Below are 21,660 nucleotides of genomic sequence, written 5' to 3' on the forward strand. Positions count from 1 at the left end.
CGCTGCGCTCAGGATGACAGGCGTTAATAAAACGTGGTAAGGTCCTTCGCTGCGCTCAGGATGACAGGCGTTAATAATCTACTTCCACCCGGCCGCAAACAGCGCCGATGACACCCGGTCCAGCACAAAATCGACCTGCTCGGTGATGGTGATGTGCGTGGTGTCGAGCAGCACGGCGTCGGGGGCGCGGCGCAGGGGGCTTTCGGCGCGGGTCGAGTCGAGGTGGTCGCGCTTGCGCAGGTTCTCGATGATGTCTTCGAGGGGCACGATTTCGCCTTTGGCGGCCAGCTCCTCCTGTCGGCGGCGGGCGCGTAGCTCCACTTCGGCCGTCATAAAGATTTTCACCTCCGCATCAGGGAAAACGGTGGTCCCGATGTCGCGGCCGTCCATCACCACGCCGCGCTTGCGGCCCATTTGCTGCTGCTGGGCCACCATGGCGTGCCGCACCATCGGGATGACCGAAACCTCGCTCACCGAGTTGGAAATCCGCATCTGTCGGATGTCGTCCTCGCGGTTCGCACCGTTGAGGAACAGCTCGTTGCGGCCGGTGCGGCGGTTGCGGCGGAAGCTGATGTGAATTTCGCCCAGCGCTTTTTCGATGCCGGGCAGGTCGTCGAAGGCAATCTGGCTTTCGAGCAGGTACAGCGTCACGGCGCGGTACATGGCGCCGGTGTCCACGTAGGCGTAGTGCAGGAGTTGGGCCACGGCTTTGGCCGTAGTGCTTTTGCCACAGGAAGAGTAGCCGTCAATGGCGATAACGAGTTGTTTCATAACGACGCGGGCGGCCATTGGCCCCGCAAGATTACGAAATCCAACTCTTACGCGCGGCGGGCGGACTCTTCAACCGCTGGGGCACCGAGGCAAAAAAAGCCGCTACCGACGCGCTTTCTCCCTCATTCAGTTGGGTATTGACCAAATGAAAAGGGTTGAAAAAAAATCTTCCGGCCAGTCCCACGCCGGTGCTGCCGTCCTTGCCCGTGCCCCATTCGCCCCGGTACACCTGCACCAGGCACTGCCCCAGAAAGCAGCCCAGCGCCATTATCACCCCTTCGCGCTCGGCGGCGGGCAAAATGCCCCGCTGGGCCTCAATAAAGTTGTCGAGGTGGGCCACGGCTTCGGCGTCGAAGGCCTTGAGGTTGAGTTGCTGGCGCACCTGCTCGGCGGCGGCCAGAATGGAATCGAGGGGCGAAAGGCTGGTATCGGGCATAAGAATAGGACGAGTAGCAAAATGACCGGACGCGGCCGGCGATGTCGGCAAATTAACACGCCCGCCAGCACCGAGGTTGCCGCGGCGGCCGGCAGGGCCCTTATTTTCCGTTCCCGCGCCTCGCGCCAACCAGGCATCTGGCCAGCCCATAGGGCGGTTAATTTAGCCCGGCTTTCTTGTCGGCAATGTATTCGTTCAGCAATTTGGGCAGCTTGTCGGTGGTCAGAGCCCCCCATTTCACTTCCTTGCTCAGGCGGGGGTCATCGGCAATCAGAGGCTCGACAATGCCGCGCAGCGCGCCGCCCGACTTCGGCAGGCTGAGCCACTGCGGGCTGTCGTCGCGCTTGAGCACCCAGGCCGTGGTCATCTCGTATTCGGTCACGTCGGATTTGTAGCTCGTCGGGCCGCTCCCCCAGCCGCTGCCGTTGAAGGTGGACATGCTGCCGTGGTGCACGGCATCGTCGCGCCGCATGGTGCCTCTGAAGCGGTAGAGCCCCAGGCCCGCGCCCACGGCGCCCACCTGCACAAAGGCGATGCGGTATTCCTGCTCATCCGGCCCCACCGCTACTTTAAATTCTTTCAGCACTACAAAGGAGTCCTGCTTCATCACGAAGCTACTGACTTCGAGCGGTGTATAAACTGTTTTGGTGCTGAGGTCGACGGCCACAATCTTGTTGTAGTCGACGTAGGCGATGGGCACTTCCAGCGTGCGGCCATCGCGCAGATGAATGCGGCCGGGCACCGCCTCGGGAAGCTTTTTGGGAATTTCGGGGGCCGTTTGGCCGAATTTGTAAGTGTCTTTTTTCTGGCCGAAAACGCTGGCCTGCCCCCAGCTTTTGGATACGGGCAACCAGCCAACAATTGCCAGTGCCATCAGGTAACGTGCTGCGTTCTTCATGCTCGCTGGTTGGGGAACGGAACGGCCGCGCACAGCTAGTGCCCGCACGGGCAGGGCACGCTCTTGCCGCCGCTGTGGTGCTTGTACCAGCTGGTTTTTTTCTGTTGCGGGGTGCGGGCGGCGCAGCCGCCCAACAGGCTGCCGCCCAGCACGAGCAGCACCAGCAGCAGCACGAGGCCCGACAAAGATTTCTTCATAGCCAATCTATTTTAACTCAAAGTTAAGGTTCTTTGCGAGGCTTCCCACCGCCGGCCACTTCTAATTATTCGCCAACGCATGACTCCTGCTTTTTCGCTCACGGCCAACGTCGTCGACGTTTTCGCCCGTTCCATTCAGCCCGCTATTGTTTCGGTCGAAAACGGCCGCATCACCAGCATCGCGCCCATCGGCGAAGCCGAGGCCGACCCGGCCCTGCCCTACGTCATGCCCGGTTTTGTAGATGCCCACGTGCACGTCGAAAGCTCCCTGCTGGTGCCCACCGAGTTTGCCCGCCTGGCCGTGACGCACGGCACGGTGGCCACCGTGAGCGACCCGCACGAAATCGGCAACGTGCTGGGCGTGGCCGGCGTGGAGTTCATGCTTGAAAACGCTAGCCATTCCCCTTTCAAGTTCTGCTTCGGGGCGCCCAGTTGCGTGCCGGCCACGCCGTTCGAGACGGCCGGGGCCGAAATCACGGCCCAGGACATCGCCAAACTCTTCGAAAACCCCAAAATCGGCTACCTGGCCGAGATGATGAACTGGCCTGGCGTGCTGCACCGCGACGCCGACGTGATGGCCAAAATTGCCATCGCCCAGGCCGCCGGCCGGCCCGTCGACGGCCACGCCCCCGGCTTGCGCGCCGACGACGCGGCCCACTACGCCAGCGCCGGCATAAGCACTGACCACGAGTGTTTTACCGCGCCCGAGGCGCTGGATAAGCTGGCCGTGGGCATGAAGGTGCTCATCCGCGAAGGCTCGGCGGCCCGCAACTTCGACGCGCTGATTGAACTACTGCCCGAGCATTACGCCAACCTCATGTTCTGCTCCGACGACAAGCACCCCGATACGCTGGTGCTGGGCCACATCAACCAGCTGGTGCAGCGTGCCGTGGCGCTGGGCAACGACGTGTTCCAGGTGCTGCGCGTAGCCTGCGTGAACCCCGTGAAGCACTACAGCCTGCCCGTGGGCCTGCTGGGCGAAGGCGACCCCGCCGACTTCATCGTGGTGAACAACCTGCGCGATTTCGAGGTGCAGCAAACCTACCTCGACGGCGTGCTGGTGGCCGAAAACGGGAAGTCATTGCTGCCGGCCGCGCCCATTGCGGTGGTCAACAATTTCCACGCCCAGCCCGTGACGGCCGCCGATTTCCGGCTGCCCGCGCCGGCTTCGGCCCAGCCCACGGCGCGCGTCATCGAGTGCTTCGATGGCCAGCTTATCACCGCCCGCGTCGACTTGCCGGCGGCGGTGGAGAATGGCTTCGTCGTATCCAACGTGGCGGATGATGTGCTCAAACTGGCCGTCATCAACCGCTACCAGCCGGGCGTGGCGCCGGCGCTGGCCTTCATCCGCGGCTTCGGGCTGCAGCACGGCGCGCTGGCCAGCAGCGTGGGCCACGATTCGCACAACATCACCGCTGTGGGCTGCGATGATGAGCGCCTGGCCCGCGCCGTCAACCTCGTCATCGAGGCCAAGGGCGGCCTGGCCGCCGTAGGAGCCGACGGCCGCGAAATCCTCGTGCCGCTGCCCGTGGCCGGCCTCATGTCGGACCAGCCCGGCCCCGACGTGGCCGAAGCCTACGCCGCCGTCGATGCCCTGGCCAAGGAGTTGGGCTCGCCACTGGGCGCGCCGTTTATGACGCTTTCGTTCATGGCGCTGCTGGTCATTCCCAGCCTGAAGCTGAGCGACAAAGGCTTGTTCGACGGCCAGCAGTTCACGTTTGTGGACGCGGTGGAATAGCGCGGGCGCAATTTTTCACGGGGCTTTTGCGTAGGAGGCGGGGCTTGCCTTTGCCTCCTACTCCGTTTTGCTGGTTATGAAACTGCTGCCTTCCTTTTCCTTCCGCTTCGCGTGCGGCTTGCTGCTGGCCGTGGCTGCCCGCCCGGCCGCGGCCCAGAAGTACCGCACTGCCGCCGGCCTGCGCAGCGGCGGGGGCAGCTACGGCCTCACTGTGCAGCAACTCATCCTGCCCAAAACCACCATCGAGGGCTTGGGCATGCTGGCCGAGCGCGAGCGCAGCGCCACGGTGCTGGCCGAGCGGCACTTCGGCATTCTCGGGCCCAGCCTCAACTATTATTTCGGGGCCGGCGGGCACTTCGGCACCCACAAGGACGACGGCAATTTCTGGGGCTTCGACGGCCTCATTGGGGCCGAGTACAAGATTCCGTTTGCCCGCATCGTGCTGTCGTTCGATTTCAAGCCTACCGTCGAGTTCAACTCGTCGGACTGGAACCGCTTTCCGACGGCTTTCTCGGTGCGCTACATCATCCTGAAGCAGAAAAACACCGGCATCTTTCAGGGTATCATTGACCGGGTAAAGGGCAAATAAAAATCCCCGGCTCGGCGAGAGTCGGGGATTTTTATCGTTTGTTTTATTAGCTCAGAGGGGTAGCAAGTATTACTGAAACCGCTTTTCCAGCAGTTTGAGCATCTTTTCTTCGGTCAGGGGCTTGGTGAGGTACTCCACGTTGGGGTACTTGGCCACGCGGGCCGTGTCGGCGCCGTGCATGGAGGTGGTGAGCACGGCCATCACCGTTTTGTCCTGCACGGGCTGGGGCAGGGCGTTGTAGAGCTCCAGAAACTCAAAACCGGACACGCCGGGCATTTTCAAATCCACAAACACCAGGTCGGGCGCGGGCGCCGAGCTGCCACCGTTGGTGCTGCCCCAGAGCTGCTCAAACGCCTCGTCGGCCCGCGAAAACGTGCTCACGTGGTCGGCTACCGCCAAACGCCCCAGCAGGCGGTTGTTGAGAAAGCTGGTCGTTTCGTTGTCGTCAACGAGTACAATGTGGTTCAAATTAGCGGACATCGATAAAAGAGTTATTTCTAGCTTCCACGAAGATACCAAACGGGCGTTGCCCCGGCAATGGTTGAGCTTACTTACAACCAGCCCTGGGCGCGCATCCAGTCGTCGTTATAGATTTTGCCAAGGTAGCGCGTGCCATGGTCGGGCAGCAAAATTACCATCGTGTCCTCTTCCGTCAGGTGCTCGCGGGCATATTCTAGGGCGCCGTGCACGGCCGAGCCGCAGCTCCAGCCCACAAACAGTCCTTCTTCTTTGGCAAGGCGGCGCGTCATCAGGGCCGCATCCTGGTCGGTCACTTTGATGAACAAATCGATGACGTCAAAATTGACATTCTTGGGCAGAATGTCTTCGCCGATACCCTCGGTTTTGTAAGGGTAAATTTCGTTTTCGTCGAAGATGCCCGTCTCTTTGTACTTCTTAAAAACCGAGCCGTAGGTGTCGAGGCCCACCGTCACAATGTTCGGGTTTTGCTCCTTCAAATACTTGCTCACGCCGCAGATGGTGCCGCCCGTGCCCACGCCGGCCGCCCAATGCGTGATTTTGTGGTCGGTGCCGTTCCAGATTTCGGGGCCGGTGTGGTCGTAGTGGGCGGCGGTATTTGAGAGGTTGTCGTACTGGTTGGGGTAAAAGGAGTTGGGCGTCTCTTGGTTGAGTCGCTTGGCCACGGAATAGTAGCTGCGCGGGTCGTCGGGGGCCACATCCACGGGGCACACCACCACCTGGGCGCCCACGGCGCGCAGGATGTCCTGCTTTTCCTTGCTCTGCTTGTCGCTCATCACGAAGATGGTTTTGTAGCCCTTCGCAATGGCCGCCAGGGCCAGGCCCATGCCCGTGTTGCCGCTGGTACCTTCGATGATGGTGCCGCCCGGCTGGAGGATGCCGGCCTTTTCGGCGTCTTCCACCATGCGGATGGCCATGCGGTCTTTCACCGAGTTGCCGGGGTTGAAATACTCCACTTTAGCCAGCACCGTGCCCTTGATACCGTCGGTGACTTTGTTGAGCTTAACGAGTGGAGTGTGGCCAACGGCCTCAATGACGTGGTTGAAATACATTGAAATTTACTGGGTGGGATGGTTCCGGGTGAGGCCACAAAGGTACAAACTCTCGCCCGGCGGCAAGGCCGCGCCGCCGCTCCCAGCCCAAAACCCCGGGCCGTCCGGGCCAGCCCCCCCGCGTCAGAACGCGCCGGGGTGGTAGGCTTCCAGCAGCGCCTGCAGGTCGCGCAGCCGGCTTTCGACCTGGGTCAGGAACGCCGCCGGCACGGGCACCAGCGTGCCATGGCGGGCTGTGAGATAGCGCACCAGGGCATTGAGGGCCTGCACTTCTTCCTCCAGCTCGGCGCTGAGGCGCGCCCACTGCGCGTCGCCGGTTTCGGGGTGCAGGCGGCAGAGGTGGCGCACGGCCACGGTGCGGCTCACCAGCGCCGCCAGAATTTCCAGGATGCGCTGCTCATCGGGCGTAAAGGTGCGGGGCGCGCGGTCGATGACGCACAGCGTGCCGAGCGGGCGCTGGTCGGGCAGCCGCAGCAGGGCGCCGGCGTAGAAGCGCAAGCCGTTGGTTTCGGCGGCCCGCCGGGCCTCCGGGGGCAGTTCGGGGTGGGTTTCCAGCGCGAGGTCGTGGTACACCACGGCCTGGGCTTGGGCAATGGCCGTGGCACACAGCGCCTCGGCGCGCGGCTGCTGCTTGTTTTCGGGCATGCCCACGTTGGCGGGGTAGTACACGTCGGTTTCCTCTACCACCGAAATCAGCGAGATGGGCAGGTTGAAAATGCGCGCCGTGAGGGCCACAAATTCGTTGAATACCGGCTCGGTGAGGGCTGGGAGCAACTCGACGGAGCGCAGGCTGCGGAGCCGGGCAGCCTCGTCGGCAGAAAAGTCAGGAAACGGGGAACTGGCCAAGGGAAATAGAGGAAATGAACGGCTGGGTGGTCAGATGCAAGTTCCGCCGTGAAAGGGCTGCTAATATACACCGCTCCACCACGCTCCCCCGGGCCGGCCCCGGCTGCCTGGCAAGCTCCGGCAGCCGGGCCGGTTTCCCGCCCGCAGGCCCCGGCGCTTTTTTGGCCCCTTCCGGGTCGCTGCTGGCTGGCCCCGCACCGCTTTTCCTCACGCGCGGGGTTTCTATTCCGTTGGGTGGCTTGCCCTAGCCCCAAAATGCCCTACTTTTGCAGCGCCGTAGCCCGACCGGGCCAGGGCGTCCCACCCCACCAATTTCCTCAAAAACACCTCCGAATGAGCGTTCTGGTCAATAAAAATTCCAAGGTTATCGTGCAGGGCTTCACCGGCTCCGAGGGCTCGTTCCACGCCCAGCAAATGATGGATTACGGCACCAACGTGGTGGGCGGCGTCACGCCCGGCAAAGGCGGCACCGAGCACCTGGGCCGTCCCGTGTTCAACACCGTGGCCGAAGCCGTGGAGAAGGCCGGCGCCGACACCAGCATTATTTTCGTGCCCCCGGCTTTCGCCGCCGACGCCATCATGGAAGCGGCCGACGCGGGCATCAAGGTGATTATCACCATCACCGAAGGCATTCCGACCAAGGACATGATTGCCGTGAAGCACTACCTGAAAGACCGGCAGGGCATCACGATGATTGGCCCGAACTGCCCCGGCGTGATGACCGCCGGCGAGTGCAAAGTGGGCATCATGCCCGGCTTCATCTTCTCGAAAGGCAAAATCGGCATCGTGAGCAAGTCGGGCACCCTGACCTACGAAGCCGTGGACCAGCTCACCAAAGCTGGCCTGGGCCAGACCACGGCCATCGGCATCGGCGGCGACCCCATCATCGGCACCACCACCAAGCAGGCGGTGGAGCTGCTCATGAACGACCCCGAAACCGAAGGCATCGTGATGATTGGCGAAATCGGCGGCGGCATGGAAGCCGAAGCCGCCCGTTGGATTAAGGAAACCGGCAACAAGAAGCCCGTCGTGGGCTTCATCGCCGGCCAGACGGCCCCTCCCGGCCGCCGCATGGGCCACGCCGGTGCCATTGTGGGCGGTGCCGACGACACGGCCGCGGCCAAAATGGCCATCATGCGCGAGTGCGGCATCCACGTCGTGGATTCGCCCGCCGAGATTGGCGACACCATGCTGCGCGTGCTGGGCGGCAAGTAAGCATCGCATTGCTCTTATTGTTAGGCAAATAAAAAAGCTCCGGCCGCAATGGCCGGAGCTTTTTTATTTGCCTTCATTTATCCTTCACCTTCTTTACGGGCAGTCTTATGCGTCAACCTTTTACTTATTGTTTCTTGGTGCTGGCTCTGCTATTCGCCCGTCTAGGGGCCAGCGGCCAGACGCTAACGGCATCGCCCACCGTTCTGGGCAGCTTCACCACGGCCGTAGGCACTGGCTCGGCCGGGCAAGGCGTTACCGTTAGTGGAACCGGCTTGGTGGGTGATGTAACGGCTACTGCCTCGGCGGGCATTGAAGTCACGTGGTCGGGGTCTCGCAATTTCACTACCCCGCAGGCTTGGGCGGCTTCTTTTTCTGGCACGCAACTGTTGCCATTAGGTTTTTTTGGTAATAGCCACGAGTTATACATCCGCTTGTCGGGGGCCGCGCTGGGACCGGTGACTGGCACTGTAACGCTGACCAGCTACGGGGCCACCACGCAGCAGATTGCCATAAGCGGCAATGTTACAGCGACGCCCACAGTCAACGTTCCAGCTACATTTTCCTACATGACTCCAAACTCCGGAGGTACGGGTGCCCCGATACGCGTTAGCTTTCGCGGCAGTGGGTTCGTTCCGGGTGCGGAGGTGGGTGTTGTCCTCGTAAACTCTGGCTTTATATCGGTTGGGCCGACCACCTTCGTCAGTTCAACTGAACTTACGGCAATGGTCACCGTCAAGGCTACAGCTGTGTCCATTCCTTGCTACCTATACCTCAACAATCCTCTTCCTGGTGGTGGCAATACCTCCAGCGCGACCGTTCCGTATCCAGGAAACATGATTTTCAGGGTGCTGCCTGTGTCGCCGGTTATCGCCAGCTTCTCCCCAACCGTTGGTCCAATAGGAACACCGGTTACTATCCGGGGCAGCAGCTTGTACTTGGCAAATGGCAGCGCCAACAACACCTCCGTTTATTTCAACGGGGTACGTGCCAGCAACCAATCCAGAAGTCCGGATGAGAATGCCATCCAGTACGTGGTGCCGGTCGGGACAACCACCGGGCTTATCACCGTCGTCAACGACAACGGCACCGTGGTAAGCACTGCCCCTTTCGTGGTGCCACCCACCTTCTTCGAAGACTTTGAAACCGGCACCAAAACCAGCTACATCCCGGCTTCGGTGCCCTTGCTCACCTGCGGCTGGCCCCTGGGCGAAGCCCTCATCGGCACCACGGCCGGCATTGACAAGTTCAACGGCACCCGCTCGGCGCGGCTGCGCGGGGGCGGGTTCTTGGAAATGGACGTGGACAAGTCCAACGGCGCGGGCGTGGTGACGGTGAGCGCCGCCACCTACGCCACCGAAACCGGGGCTTCCTTCGTGCCCGAAATCTCGACCGATGGTGGCGTGACGTACACCAGCCTGCTGGGCACGGCGCCGGCGCCCACGCTCACCGGCACGCTCACGCCTTACTCCTTCACGGCCAACCGCACCGGCAACGTGCGTCTGCGCTTCAGCAGCACCAACACTGCCGGCGCCACCAACCCGCGCATCAACCTCGACGACATCGGCATCACCGACTACCGCGTGGGCACCGCCGCGCAAGCGGGCCAAAGCTTACCGGAGCTGCGTGTGTTTCCCAATCCCGCGCAGGGCTGGGTGACGGTGCAGGGCACTGGCATGGGCCCGGCGCGGTGCAGCCTCTACGATTTGGCCGGGCAACGGCTGTTATCGCCCGTCGTTTTGCCGGCGGATGGTGCCCTGGCCCTGCCGCCCCAGTTGCCCACCGGCTTCTACCTGCTGCAGGTAGAAACCGCGGCGGGCCGGCGCATCATGCGGCTGGCCACTCAATGAGCGGCAACGCCCCGGCGGCCGCGACTGGAATGGGCGTTATGCATGAATTCGCCAGCCAGAATAGGCGACACTTTGCTGCGCGTGCTGGGTAGCAAGTAGGCGCAGCAGCCAACAGATTTAGAACGAAAAGCGCCTCAACAAACAAGTTGAGGCGCTTTTTTTATTTGCTCGCACTTGCATTCGAAGTTATCGAAAAAGGTAAGCCAGACCCAAGCTGACCAGCACGGAATTTTTCTGGGTGCAAGCCACGTAAATGCCGTTGTTGAGGAGGCTTCCGCTGCGGGGAGTCATGGAAAGAGTACCGGCGCCCTGCACCTGCCAACGGCTTTGCTTCGAGGGGTTGCCAATAGACTGCCGAAAGAAACCGTAGAACTCGTGCCGCACCTGATTGGGCAAGGGCAGTTCATAGAAAGCGTAGTCGCCGCAGGTTTTTTGCATGTCGAGCTGCCGGAACACAACGTTGGTCATGCGGTATCCAAAGCCAATGGCTTCGCGGCCACGTTGGTGATTGAAGCCCAGTTGTCCAAAGGTTTTCCGGTACCGGGCCTCGAAGTCGGCCGAAAACCCGCCCCAAATGATGGCCGGCTCGGTCACGTGCCGCCGTACGCGCGCATCGCCAACTCCACCGATGAGTTGCAGCGTCCAGTCGGGCGCCAACGGCCAATACCCGCCCAGACCTGCTTCGTACTGCAGCGTTCGAAAATTATCAATTTCAAACTTGAAATCGTTGCTTTCGCCGCCCGCCGGCCTGGGCATGCGCGGGCGCGCCGAAACGCCGCCCAACACCAGCAAATGCGGCACTGGCGAGTAGGCGGCGGCCAGCTCCGGCCGTAGCGAGGGCTGCATCTGTCCCATTATTTCGCCCTGCCCTTTGGCCCGGATGAGCGGGGCATGCGGCTGCATAGGCGTGTAAACAGTGCAGGAAACACAGCCCAGTAGCAGGCTGCACTTCATAAATTGCTTGCGTAAAGAATGGCCCATAGGAGTTGCGGTGGCGTAAAATCCTGACTGGGCCGAAAGGAAGACAGCCAGGCATGCCCGAAGCAACTCGATAATTACATTTAGCGGACTTTACAAGTCTGGTGTTTGCCGGACAAACGCCGGGAAAGCGCGGCGCGCACGCCCTTAAAACGACTAATTCGGGTGACGAAAAGGACATTACAAACGCTGCCTGCAATCGGCTTATTCGTCCAGCGTCGTGTTCTTGTCCAGATTGATAACGATGCCGACCTGAAACACCGAATTGGCCGCCTTCAGGAACTCGTTGTTGCGCAGGCCGAAAATCTGGCCGCTGATGAGCTGCAGCTGCACCGGCCCGGCAATCTGGGTGCGAGTGAAGGTGATGGGCTCGAAAAAGATGTTGCTTTCGCCGGGCGCAGACAGACCGTTGATGGTGAAGTTGTTGAGCTGCATGTAGCTCAGGCGCATGGCCGCGCCGTAGGTCAGCGGGAAGTCGCGGTTGAAGAGGTGCAGGCTATTTTGCTTTTTCTTGGCGTAGTTCACCTGGGCGAAGATTTTGGACAGGCTGCCGTCGAGGGTGCGGGTGGTGATTTGGGCCTCGTTGCGCTCAATGCGCTCGGTAGCGCCGCCACCGCCGCCGACGTACACTTCCAGCACACGCTTGTCGGGCAGGCGGGTGAAGTAGCCGAGGCTGGCTTCGGCAAAGTCGATGTTTTCCGTTTTGTCAGTTTTTTTGCGGTGCAGCGAGGAAAACGTGCCCGCCACGGCCAGGTGGTTGGTAAGTCCGTAGGCCCCTTGCAGGGCATAATTGGTGTGCTGGTTGGTGCTCACCGCCCCGTAAAATTCGCCCTGGTGCGTGAGCATGGGCGCGTGCGGCGGCGGCGGGAAATACAGTGAAGCGCAGCCCGTGAAACCGATGAGGACGAGCAAAAGGGCTAAGCGCAGGAGGTGCTTCATGGAGCAGAAAAAGGAAATCGAGAATGGTCAGGCAACGCCTGATACGGCAATTTCGCGTTTCTGCCGGACTTCGCGGCGTTTTTCTCCCGGCGGGCTCAGTCATTGGGCCAAGCCGGACCGTATGTAGGGCACTTCCCTACCCAGCTCACTCCTTATGCCCGCCGATTCGTTTGATGCCATTATTATCGGGGCTGGCCAGGCCGGCACGCCCCTCGCCTACGCTTTGGCCGAAGCTGGCCGCCGCGTGGGCTTCATTGAAAGCGACTTTCTGGGCGGTTCCTGCATCAACTACGGCTGCGCGCCCACCAAGGCGCTGCTGGCCTCGGCCCAGCGGGCCCACCACGTGCGCACGGCTGGCGCGCTGGGCATTGAAGCGCCCGAGCCGGTGGTAAATTTCGGGGCCGTGATTGAACGCATGCACACGCTACGCCAGAACTCGCGCGACAGCCTGCACCGCAAGCTCACGGAGGACCGCGAGGGCATCACCGTCATTCGGGGCCGGGCCCGGTTCAGCGCGCCCCACACGCTGCAAGTAGCGCTGGTGGGCGGTGGCGAGCAGCAGCTCACGGCCCCGCTCATCTTTATCAATACCGGCACCAAAGCCGCCGTGCCCGACATTGAGGGCCTGGCCGACAGCGGCTACCTTACCAGCGACTCACTGCTGCTGGGCCTTGCGGAGCAGCCCGAACACCTCATCATCATGGGCGGCAGCTACATCGGGGTTGAATTCAGCCAAATGTTCTGCCGGCTGGGTTCCCGCGTCACGGTCATCGACAGCAAGCCGCGCCTAATGTCGCGCGAAGACCCCGACGTGAGCCACCCGCTCGAAGAATGCCTTACCGAAGCCGGCGTGGAGCTGGTGCTGGGTGCCGAAACCCGCCGCGTGAGCCGCGCCGCCGACGGCCACATCACCGTGACATTAGATACCAAAGACGGCGAGCGCCGCCTGCGCGGCAGCCACCTGCTGGTGGCCGTGGGCCGCGAGCCCAACACCCGCGACCTGGGCTTGGAAAACACCGGCATCACGCTCGACAAAAAAGGCTACATTGAAGTCAACGAACACCTGCAAACCGGCACGCGCGGCGTGTACGCACTGGGCGACGTGAAGGGCGGGCCGCAATTCACCCACATCAGCTACGACGACTACCGCATTGTGCGCGATGCCCTGCTACACAGCAGCCAGCGCACCACCGAAGGCCGCGACATGCCCTACGTGGTATTCACCGAGCCGCAGCTGGGCCGCATCGGCCTCTCAAAGAACCAGGCCAGGGAAAAGGGCATCCCCTACCGTGTGAGCCGGCTGCCGGCCCGCACCATCGGCCGGGCGGTGCAGACGGGCGAAACCGACGGCTTCGTGGAGGTGCTGGTGGGCGACGATGACCGCCTGCTGGGCGCGGCCGTGTTCTGCGAGCAGGGCGGCGAAATCATGACCATGTTCCAACTGGCCATGGCGGGCAAGCTGCGCTACCAGGACTTGCAGAACATGATTCTGGCCCATCCCACCTGGGCCGAGGTGCTGAACAATGCTTTCCAGCGACTGAAACCGGGCGAGTAATGCGGCTAAGCGAGTTGCTTGTCCTCCATAAACTCCCGCACGGCGCGGGAGTCGTTCAGCACCTTGAGCACCACGAAATGCAATAGGGTGGTGAGGCTGTAGCCCAGCCAGGGATTTCCCCATTTCCAGGAGGTATAAAGAATGAGCGCGCCAAACAAAAACTGAAGCCCATTCACGAACATGGCAAGAGTGCGCGCGTGTTTCCACCGCCCAAACAGCAGCAGAATCATCAGCATGTTTAGTGTTTGGCTGTGCCCGACGTTGCCCGTTTCGCTCACGAACCACAGCTTGTAGTGGGCCGGCAGCCAGGAGCTAAGCAGCATGCAAGCTGAAACCAAAATCAGAAGCCAGAAACCTTTGCCGGTGATGCGCATGGGTGCGAAATGAGCGGTGGTGGAGCGGAGCTAAGTATGCAAAGAAAGGAAAGCGGTTTGGCAGAATCAAGCCTTTACCGACGCACGCCAGTTGGTGCATTAAGCCGCGCCTAACTGCCCGCTGTAATAGAACCACCTCTAGGCATCTCTCGAAAGCACAACATCGTTTTGGTGGCCTGCTCCGCCTGCTGAATGAACAGCAGGCGCTCAAATAGCTCTTCCAACTCGAAGTTGTCGGGCAGTTGCTGGACGGTCTCGAGGATTTAAGCTTTAGTCATGGCTAGGGGTGACTAGAGCGTCTTTAGCTTAACTACGCGGCGGGCGGCAAAATTGCCTGGGGTTACACTACTACAAATCCAATCAGAGTGTGTCCCTGAAAGTCCTTTTATTATCTCTATCCAACCATTCCTCCATACGGTATGATTGGCATTACTAGTGTTAATAGCGAAAATAGAATAATCAACAGAAGTGTCACCCAGTAAATTACTTTGATAAAAACTAAATTAAAATGTTGGCGAACAATTTTAGTGTAAATAAATAACGAGATGATTAGAGCAAACTGAGTGAAAAAGACAGGCAGTTTATAAGGAATTATTTTATCATACAATTCATATTCATCCTGTGGGCTCATATGGGATAAGTCTCCTTTCCATGAAGATAAAGTGGCTACAAAATAGAGTGTAGCTTCAAAGTGAAACAAGTAGAAATACAGACTAACTATAATTACAATTAATAATAAAATCCAGCCGGTGAGCAAATAATTATTTCGTCTCATAATGTCGCTAGTAGACAAAACCCCCGCGCCAGCCTTGCAGCCGACGCGGGGGTTTATATTGGTGCTTAGGCAGCGGCCAAGCTACTACATATTCTTAATAATCTCCTGGCCGAATTCGCTCGTTTTGAGGAGGGTGGCGCCTTCCATCTGGCGTTCGAAGTCGTAGGTGACGCGCTTGCTGGCGATGGCGGCTTCGAGGCCTTTGTTGATGAGGGCGGCGGCTTCTTTCCAGCCCATGTACTCGAGCATCATCACGCCGGAGAGGATAACCGAGCCGGGGTTCACCTTGTCTTGGTTGGCGTATTTGGGGGCCGTGCCGTGGGTGGCTTCGAAGATGGCGTGGCCGGTGGTGTAGTTGATGTTGGCGCCCGGCGCGATGCCGATGCCGCCCACGATGGCGGCCAGCGCGTCGGAGATGTAGTCGCCGTTCAGGTTCAGGGTAGCTACCACCGAGTATTCCGAAGGGCGCAGCAGAATCTGCTGCAGGAAGGCATCGGCGATGCTGTCCTTCACGATGAGCTTGCCCTGCTCCACGGCCTGCTTTTGCAGCGCGTCGGCCACCTGCACGCCCTGCTTGGCCACGATTTTATCGTACTGGGCCCAGGTGAACACCTTGGCGCCGAATTCCTTTTCGGCCAGCTCGTAGCCCCAGGTTTTGAAGGCGCCTTCGGTGAACTTCATGATGTTGCCCTTGTGCACGATGGTCACCGACGGCTTCTTGTTGTCCAGCGCGTATTTGATGGCGGCGCGCACGAGGCGCTCGGTGCCTTCCTTGCTCACGGGCTTGATGCCGAACGAGGACGACTCGGGGAAGCGGATTTTCTTCACGCCCATCTCGTCCTGCAGGAATTCGAGCATTTTCTGGGCCTGGGGCGTGCCGTTCATGTACTCGATGCCGGCGTAGATGTCCTCCGTGTTTTCGCGGAAGATGACCATATCCGTCAACTCCGGGTGCTTCACGGGCGAGGGCACGCCGTCGTAGTAGCGCACGGGGCGCACGCAGGCATAAAGGTCCAGTTCCTGGCGCAGGGCCACGTTGAGCGAGCGGATGCCGCCGCCCACGGGCGTGGTCAGCGGGCCTTTGATGCCCACGAGGTAATCGCGGAAGGCATCGAGGGTTTCGTTGGGCAGCCAGTTGTTGGTGGCTTTGTAGGCTTTCTCACCGGCCAGCACTTCTTTCCACACCAGCTGCTTTTTGCCGCCGTAGGCTTTTTCCACCGCGGCGTCGAACACCAGCTTGGAGGCGCGCCAGATGTCCGGCCCAATTCCGTCGCCCTCGATGAAGGGAATGGTGGGTTTGTCCGGAACGGTCAGCTTGCCGTTTTTAATGGTGATTTTTTGCTCTGCCATGTGGGTCGTGTGTTATATAAATCTGTCATCCTGAGCGCAGCGAAGGACCTTATCGCGCTAGGTGTGGTAAGTAAAATTCAGCTAAGCGCAGACGGGATAAGGTGCTTCGCTGCGCTCAGCATGACAATCGTCAGATTGTGCTAGTACCCGAAAATCTCTTTCAGCGTGAGCTGCTGCACTTGGCCGTATTTGGCCAACTCCTTGAAATTGAGCCGGTCCTTCGAGCCAATCACCAGAATAACCTGGTTCTGACCGTGCACCTTGGCCAGCTGAAACTTCTTCAACTCATCGAAAGTCATCTTCTGGGTGCTGGCATACACGTCGCGGCGGATATCGTAATCGAGGCCCAAGCGCTTGGCGCGCTCGTAGCTCATCAGGATGTCGCCCTTGGTGATGCGCTCGGTGCTGATGCTGTTGCGGATGGCGTTTTTGGCAATTTCCAGGTTGGCTTCGGCCACCGGCATGTCGGTGAGGAGGGCCTCCATGCCGGCCATGGCCTCGGGCAGCTTATCGCTCTGGGTGCCGATGTAGCTCAAGTTGTAATTGGAGCGGCCCAGCTTGTCAGCGTTGTTGTAGCCGGAGTAGGCCGAGTAGGCCAGTGCCTTGCTCTCGCGCAAGTCCTGGAACACGATGCTGCCCATGCCACCGCCGAAGTACTCGTTGTAGAGCGCCACCGTGGGGGCCAGCTCCTTGCTATACAAGTCGCCTTTGGTCAGGAACAGGATTTCGGCCTGCACCATGTTATAGTCTACCCAATAGACCTTTTTATCCTTCAAAGGTTGCTCAGTGAAGTCTTTGGAAGCTGGCGCGGGCGTAAGCTTGGCAGGCGTGCGGTGCTCGGTTTTGATAACCGTCACCGTCGCATCCTGGGCACGCGGCCCATAGTAGAGCACGCGGTGCTGGTACGTCGGCAGTTTCTTCAGCAGCGCCGTGAGCTGCTCGGGCTTTACTGCTTTCAGCTCTTTCTCGCTCAGGATGTTCGTGAAGGGGTTTTTCGGGCCGTACTTTACGTAGTTCACCATCGCCTGATTCAGAATCACGCGCTTTTCGAGCTTGGCATCCTGGCGCTGCTTGAGCACGCCGGCCACCATATCCTTCAGCGCCACGGCATCCGGCTTGGGCGCAGCCATTAGCTGTTCGAACAGCTTGAGCGCGGGTTCCAGGTTGGTGTCGAGGCCGTTGAGGGTGACGAAAATGCGGTCGGGGCCGCTGCTCACGTTGAAGGAGCAGCCCAGCTTGTAGAACTCCTGTTGCAGCTGCGCGGCCGTATAGTTGCCGGTGCCGAGGTACTGCAGGTAGTCGGTGGCGAGGCTCCAGCGCGGGTCGTTGTTCTTGCCCAGGTCGAAGACGTAGGACAGGTTGAACAGGCCGTTTTCGGCGTTGTGCGTGTAGTACAGCAGCAGGCCCGGCTTAATTTCCGTTTCCTGAATATCCTTTTTGTAATCCACAAACACCGGCTGCAGCTCCGTGCTCGGCATGGCCGTGAGCTGCTTGTAATAGGCCGAAGCCACGTCGCGGTTGGCCGGCACGGGCGTAATGGCGGGCTTTACCACCTTCACCTTGTTGGGGTCGACGCCGGTGCGCTTGAACACGGTCACGACATTCGGACCGTAGTTGTCGTTGGCAAATTTCACGATTTCGGCCTTCGTGATTTTGCCGAAATCATCCTGCTGCTGCAGGTAATCCTTCCAGTCGATGCGCTCGATAAAGGCCTCGTACATGGCGCTGGCGCGGGCCTCGTTGCTTTCGTAGCTCTTGGTGCGCGTCAGCTTCTCGTTGTTGATGATGGCGGGAATCAGCCAGTCGGGGAAGTTACCCTTTTTGACTTTGTCCAACTCGCCCAGCAGCAGCGCCTTCACTTCTTCCAGCTTCTGCCCCTGGCGCGGCGTGCCGTAGATGACGTGCGTGGAGTAATCGTCGTTGAGGTCGGTGAACGAGGCGGCTTCCAGCACCTTCTGCTGCTGGTTCAGGTCGAGGTCGATGAGGCCAGCCTGGCCGTTGGTCAGGATTTTATCGAGCATGCGCAGCCGCACGCCGTCATTCGAGGCCTTGCCCGGCAGGCGGTAGCCCAGCATCACGTTTTCCGACTGCGGCCCAAGGATTTCCTTAGTAATTGGAGCCGTCAGCGGCGCTTCTACCGGCGCGTTAAAGGCCGGCACCGGCTTGCTCGGCATGGCGCCGAAATACTTGTCGATAACCCGGATGGTCTGGTCGAAATCCAGGTCGCCACTCAGGCACAAGGCCACATTGTTCGGCACGTAGTACTGGCCGAAATACTTCTTAATCTCGGTGATGGACGGGTTTTGCAGGTGCTCAATCGTGCCGATGGTCGTCTGCGTGCCGTAGGGGTGCGTGGGGTAGAGCGCCGCATTCAGTGCCTCAAACTCCTTGTTAAAATCGGAGTCCAGGCCCCGATTCTTCTCCTCGTACACGGCCTCCAGCTCGGTGTGGAACAGGCGCGGCACCATCTCGCGCAGGCGCTCGGCCTGGATGGCGGCCCACTTCTCCAGCTGGTTGCTGGGAATGTCTTCCTGGTACACCGTTTCCTCGTTCGAGGTGTGGGCGTTGGAGCCTTTCGCGCCGATGGCACCCATCACCTTGTCGTACTCGTTCGGCACGGCGTAGCGCGCGGCTACGCCCGAAATCGAGTCAATCTGGTGGTAGGTGCGCTTGCGGGCGGCGGGGTCGTTGCGCTGGCCGCGGTACACTTCGTAGAGCGCCTCAATCTTATCCAGCTCCACCTTTTCCTTCGCCCAGTCCTGCGTGCCCAGCTGCGAAGTGCCTTTGAACACCATGTGCTCGAGGTAGTGCGCGAGGCCGGTGGCAGTGGCAGGGTCGTTTTTGGAGCCGGCGCGCACGGCCAGGTAAGTCTGGATGCGGGGCGCATCTTTATAATCAGACAGATAAACCGTTAGGCCGTTATCTAGCTTATAAATGCGGACGCCCAGCGGGTCGCCGGGCACCGATTCGTAGCGGTATTCTTTAGGGGCCGCCGGTGTAGCGGCGGTAGCGGCGGCGGGGGCAGTCGTGGCAGTCGCAACCGGCTTACTCGATTGACATTGCGTGGCAACACCCAACACCGCCAGGGCCGGAATCAACAGCAGAAAATTCTTTTTCACGAAGGGCGCAGGCGGGTGCAATAGGGGTTTCAAAAAACAAAGGTAGCTGGCTGATAGGGGAATAAAAAACAAAATTTCGTGTTATCTTGCAAGGTTGTACCCCCTTCAACTACAGCTCAGATTGAGCAGCGCACTTGTCCCCAAACGTTTGCGGTATTTAACACGTCAAAAACCCGGTTTAAGCGTGACAGTTGCACTGCTTCTGTCATGCCTGGCAGCGAACTCCGCCTTCTTTAAGCTGAGAACGATGTAGAGACGCGACACTTCGCGTCTCGGCGCTCGCACTGCCGGGGTTCCCACTCAGACGCTGGTCGTTCAACGGATAGACGCGAAGTGTCGCGTCTCTACATCGTTCTGCCTTCTGCTTAAAACTCGTTTTCCAGCCCCAGGCGCTGCTTGGCCTCGCGCAGGGCAGGGAACCGCTCGGCCAGGTACTCAAACTTGTCGGAGGATGTGTAGAGCTTGCGGGCGGTGGGCGCGGCCTCCGTCACCACGGGCTGCACGTTGAGGCGCGGGTTGCCGGTGCGGCGGCGCAGGTCGGCCAGGAATTCCACCCGCATTTCGTTGAACTGGTCGACCTGGATGGGGTTGTCGACGGCCAGCTCGATGTGGTGTTCGTCGTTTGCCGAGATGGGTCGGTTCAGGACCCAGAATTCGCTCATGCGGTCTTGGGCGCGGCGCTCTTCGGCCAGCTCTTTCCACACGCGCTGGAGCAGCGCGGGGTCGGTGGGCGCCTGCGGGCCGCTGGCAGCTACCGGCTCGGCCAAGGCTGCGGTCGATGGGCCGGTAGCGGCCCGGGCGCTCATGTTCTTGAGGCTGGGCAGCTTGCTGGCGAGGCTGGGGATTTTGGCAAAAGCCGCCTGCGGCGTAGCGCGCGGCGCGGGCTCGATGCCCTCGAAGCTGGGCACACCGATTTCGACGTGCGGCAGCGTGTCGCGCATCTGGTGGCGCTCGGTGATGGCCGCGGCGGGGTCGTCCTCGATGCTGGGCGTGTCGTGCAGCTCTTCCACGCCGTTTTCGACGGGCAGTGGGTCGGGGCCGTCGGCTGGGGCGGGGCCGGTGGCCACGGGCGCGCCGGCCGGCATAGGTAGCGGTGCGGGTGCAACGGCCGGGCGCGGTGCGGCCGTGTAGGCGGCGGCTGGCGACTCAGTAGCATAGGCCGCGGGGGCGGCGTGAGAAACTGCCGGAGTTGGGGCTACTTGGGCGACGGTTGGTGCCGGAACTGCTGGCGCGGCCTGTACCTGACCGTGGCCATTATTGCTGTTGAAGCCGTTACCATTGCTGCTGCCGTTGCTGCTCGGCACAGTGGCAACTGAGGTTTCGTCGGCGCTTAGGCTGCTAGTTTTTTTTTTAGCCTCGCCGTTGGCGGGGGCAAGCTCGCGGACGAACTGCACGGCCCCGTTCAGATAAGCCAGCTTCATAAGTGCCAGCTCGACGTGGAGGCGCTGGTTTTTGGCTTGCTTGAACTCGCGGTCGCACTGGCTGATGAGGTTGAGGGCCGAGAGCAGGAAAGCCAGCGGCGCGGCCTGGGCCTGCTGCACGTATTTCAGCCGAATGCCCTCGGACACTTCCAGCAGCTGCACCGTCACGGCATCTTTGCAGACGAGCAGGCCGCGCAGGTGCTCGGCGGTGCCTACCACGAAGTTGTGCAGGTCGAAGCCGTTCTGCATCACCTCATCGAGCAGCAGCAGCGCGGCCGAGAGGTTCTCGGTGAGCAGGCTGTCGACGAGGCGGAAGTAGTAGTCGTAGTCGAGGATGTGCAGGTTTTGCACCACCTCCTTGTAGGTGAGGTTGTTGCCGCCGAAGGTCACCATTTGGTCGAACATCGACAGGGCGTCCCGCAGGCCGCCGTCGGCCTTCTGGGCCAGCAGGTGCAGGGCGTCGTCTTCGGCCGTGATGCCTTCCTGGGTGGCCACGTAGCGCAGGTGCCCGCGCATGTCCTCGACGCGGATGCGGCTGAAATCGAAAATCTGGCAGCGCGACAGGATGGTGGGAATAATCTTATGGCGCTCGGTGGTGGCGAGGATGAAAATGGCGTAGCTCGGCGGCTCCTCAAGCGTCTTCAGAAACGCGTTGAAGGCCGCATTCGAGAGCATGTGCACCTCGTCGATGATGTAGATTTTGTACTTGCCGGCCTGTGGGGCGTAGCGCACCTGCTCCACCAGCGAGCGGATGTCTTCGACCGAGTTGTTGGAGGCCGCATCCAGCTCGTGCACGTTGAACGAGGCGTTTTCCTGGAAGGCTACGCAGGAGGCGCAGGTGCCGCAGGCCTCGGTTTCGGCCGTGAGGTTGGTGCAGTTGATGGTTTTGGCCAGGATGCGGGCGCAGGTGGTTTTGCCCACCCCGCGCGGGCCGCAGAACAGGAACGCCTGGGCCAGGTGATGGCTCTGAATGGCATTCTGCAGCGTGGTGGTGACGTGCTGCTGCCCCACCACGCTGCGAAACGTGGAAGGACGGTACTTGCGGGCCGAAACGACGAAATTATCCATAAGTTCTATCTACAA

General features: G+C 60.7%; 17 protein-coding genes and 1 pseudogene. 5 read left to right on the top strand and 13 right to left on the bottom strand.

Translation table 11 applies throughout. The features are described from left to right. Window positions 1–78 precede the first annotated feature (78 nt). The 4 genes from cmk to Q4S41_RS18050 all read right to left on the bottom strand — a co-directional run bounded on the left by cmk (window position 79) and on the right by Q4S41_RS18050 (window position 2,302). Window positions 79–771 (bottom strand): (d)CMP kinase, encoded by a 693-nt coding sequence (gene cmk / locus Q4S41_RS18035; protein ID WP_305032533.1) that lies wholly within the window; start codon window positions 769–771, stop codon window positions 79–81. Window positions 772–802: 31 nt separating this feature from the next. Continuing rightward, the gene (locus Q4S41_RS18040) at window positions 803–1,207 is read right to left on the bottom strand and encodes a hypothetical protein (RefSeq protein WP_305032534.1); all 405 of its coding nucleotides are present in this window, start codon (window positions 1,205–1,207) and stop codon (window positions 803–805) included. A 157-nt stretch (window positions 1,208–1,364) separates the two neighbouring features. After that, window positions 1,365–2,057 carry a hypothetical protein gene (locus tag Q4S41_RS18045; RefSeq protein ID WP_305032535.1) on the bottom strand — a complete coding sequence of 231 codons (693 nt, stop codon included), beginning with the start codon at window positions 2,055–2,057 and terminating at the stop codon, window positions 1,365–1,367. Window positions 2,058–2,140: 83 nt separating this feature from the next. Further along, window positions 2,141–2,302 carry a hypothetical protein gene (locus tag Q4S41_RS18050; protein WP_305032536.1) on the bottom strand — a complete coding sequence of 54 codons (162 nt, stop codon included), beginning with the start codon at window positions 2,300–2,302 and terminating at the stop codon, window positions 2,141–2,143. A 79-nt stretch (window positions 2,303–2,381) separates the two neighbouring features. Between Q4S41_RS18050 and ade the strand changes: the two genes are divergently transcribed. Both ade and Q4S41_RS18060 read left to right on the top strand, forming a co-directional pair. Then, on the top strand, window positions 2,382–4,040 hold the full coding sequence (ade, locus tag Q4S41_RS18055) for an adenine deaminase (RefSeq protein ID WP_305032537.1): 1,659 nt from the start codon (window positions 2,382–2,384) through the stop codon (window positions 4,038–4,040). 76 nt (window positions 4,041–4,116) lie between these two features. Continuing rightward, the gene (locus Q4S41_RS18060; RefSeq protein ID WP_305032538.1) at window positions 4,117–4,629 is read left to right on the top strand and encodes a hypothetical protein; all 513 of its coding nucleotides are present in this window, start codon (window positions 4,117–4,119) and stop codon (window positions 4,627–4,629) included. A 69-nt stretch (window positions 4,630–4,698) separates the two neighbouring features. On the opposite strand, the gene Q4S41_RS18065 is transcribed toward Q4S41_RS18060, so the two are convergent. The 3 genes and pseudogenes from Q4S41_RS18065 to Q4S41_RS18075 form a co-directional block, all read right to left on the bottom strand. Further along, a complete protein-coding gene (locus Q4S41_RS18065; RefSeq protein WP_305032539.1) occupies window positions 4,699–5,109 on the bottom strand; it encodes a response regulator in 411 nt (136 codons plus the stop codon). Window positions 5,110–5,183: 74 nt separating this feature from the next. Next, window positions 5,184–6,158: pseudogene (locus Q4S41_RS18070) on the bottom strand (PLP-dependent cysteine synthase family protein); the annotation flags it as partial. 123 nt (window positions 6,159–6,281) lie between these two features. Next, window positions 6,282–7,004, bottom strand: a complete 723-nt coding sequence (locus tag Q4S41_RS18075; RefSeq protein WP_305032540.1) for a GAF domain-containing protein — start codon at window positions 7,002–7,004, stop codon at window positions 6,282–6,284. A 333-nt stretch (window positions 7,005–7,337) separates the two neighbouring features. On the opposite strand from Q4S41_RS18075, the gene sucD reads away from it, so the two are divergent. Continuing rightward, window positions 7,338–8,219, top strand: coding sequence for a succinate--CoA ligase subunit alpha (sucD, locus tag Q4S41_RS18080; protein WP_305032541.1), 882 nt, complete (start codon window positions 7,338–7,340; stop codon window positions 8,217–8,219). Window positions 8,220–9,148: 929 nt separating this feature from the next. Continuing rightward, on the top strand, window positions 9,149–10,066 hold the full coding sequence (locus Q4S41_RS18085; protein WP_305032542.1) for a T9SS type A sorting domain-containing protein: 918 nt from the start codon (window positions 9,149–9,151) through the stop codon (window positions 10,064–10,066). A gap of 186 nt (window positions 10,067–10,252) precedes the next feature. Here Q4S41_RS18085 and Q4S41_RS18090 read toward each other — a convergent pair whose 3' ends face one another. Next, window positions 10,253–10,969, bottom strand: a complete 717-nt coding sequence (locus Q4S41_RS18090) for a hypothetical protein (RefSeq protein ID WP_305032543.1) — start codon at window positions 10,967–10,969, stop codon at window positions 10,253–10,255. Between the two features lie 279 nt (window positions 10,970–11,248). After that, window positions 11,249–11,983, bottom strand: a complete 735-nt coding sequence (locus Q4S41_RS18095) for a hypothetical protein (RefSeq protein WP_305032544.1) — start codon at window positions 11,981–11,983, stop codon at window positions 11,249–11,251. A 154-nt stretch (window positions 11,984–12,137) separates the two neighbouring features. Between Q4S41_RS18095 and Q4S41_RS18100 the strand changes: the two genes are divergently transcribed. Next, the gene (locus Q4S41_RS18100) at window positions 12,138–13,538 is read left to right on the top strand and encodes a mercuric reductase (RefSeq protein ID WP_305032545.1); all 1,401 of its coding nucleotides are present in this window, start codon (window positions 12,138–12,140) and stop codon (window positions 13,536–13,538) included. 5 nt (window positions 13,539–13,543) lie between these two features. Here the strand turns inward: Q4S41_RS18100 and Q4S41_RS18105 are convergent, their stop codons facing one another. From Q4S41_RS18105 to Q4S41_RS18120, 4 genes are all read right to left on the bottom strand, one after another. Continuing rightward, window positions 13,544–13,912: a hypothetical protein gene (locus tag Q4S41_RS18105; protein ID WP_305032546.1), complete on the bottom strand. Its 369-nt coding sequence runs from the start codon at window positions 13,910–13,912 to the stop codon at window positions 13,544–13,546. Window positions 13,913–14,771: 859 nt separating this feature from the next. After that, window positions 14,772–16,037: an NADP-dependent isocitrate dehydrogenase gene (gene icd, locus Q4S41_RS18110; protein WP_305032547.1), complete on the bottom strand. Its 1,266-nt coding sequence runs from the start codon at window positions 16,035–16,037 to the stop codon at window positions 14,772–14,774. Window positions 16,038–16,177: 140 nt separating this feature from the next. Next, window positions 16,178–19,189 carry a M16 family metallopeptidase gene (locus Q4S41_RS18115; protein WP_305032548.1) on the bottom strand — a complete coding sequence of 1,004 codons (3,012 nt, stop codon included), beginning with the start codon at window positions 19,187–19,189 and terminating at the stop codon, window positions 16,178–16,180. A gap of 332 nt (window positions 19,190–19,521) precedes the next feature. Beyond that, the gene (locus tag Q4S41_RS18120) at window positions 19,522–21,645 is read right to left on the bottom strand and encodes a DNA polymerase III subunit gamma/tau (RefSeq protein WP_305032549.1); all 2,124 of its coding nucleotides are present in this window, start codon (window positions 21,643–21,645) and stop codon (window positions 19,522–19,524) included. Between the last annotated feature and the right edge of the window lie 15 nt (window positions 21,646–21,660).

Origin of the sequence: Hymenobacter convexus (assembly GCF_030580955.1) — a bacterium.
Taxonomy (GTDB): Bacteria; Bacteroidota; Bacteroidia; order Cytophagales; family Hymenobacteraceae; genus Hymenobacter.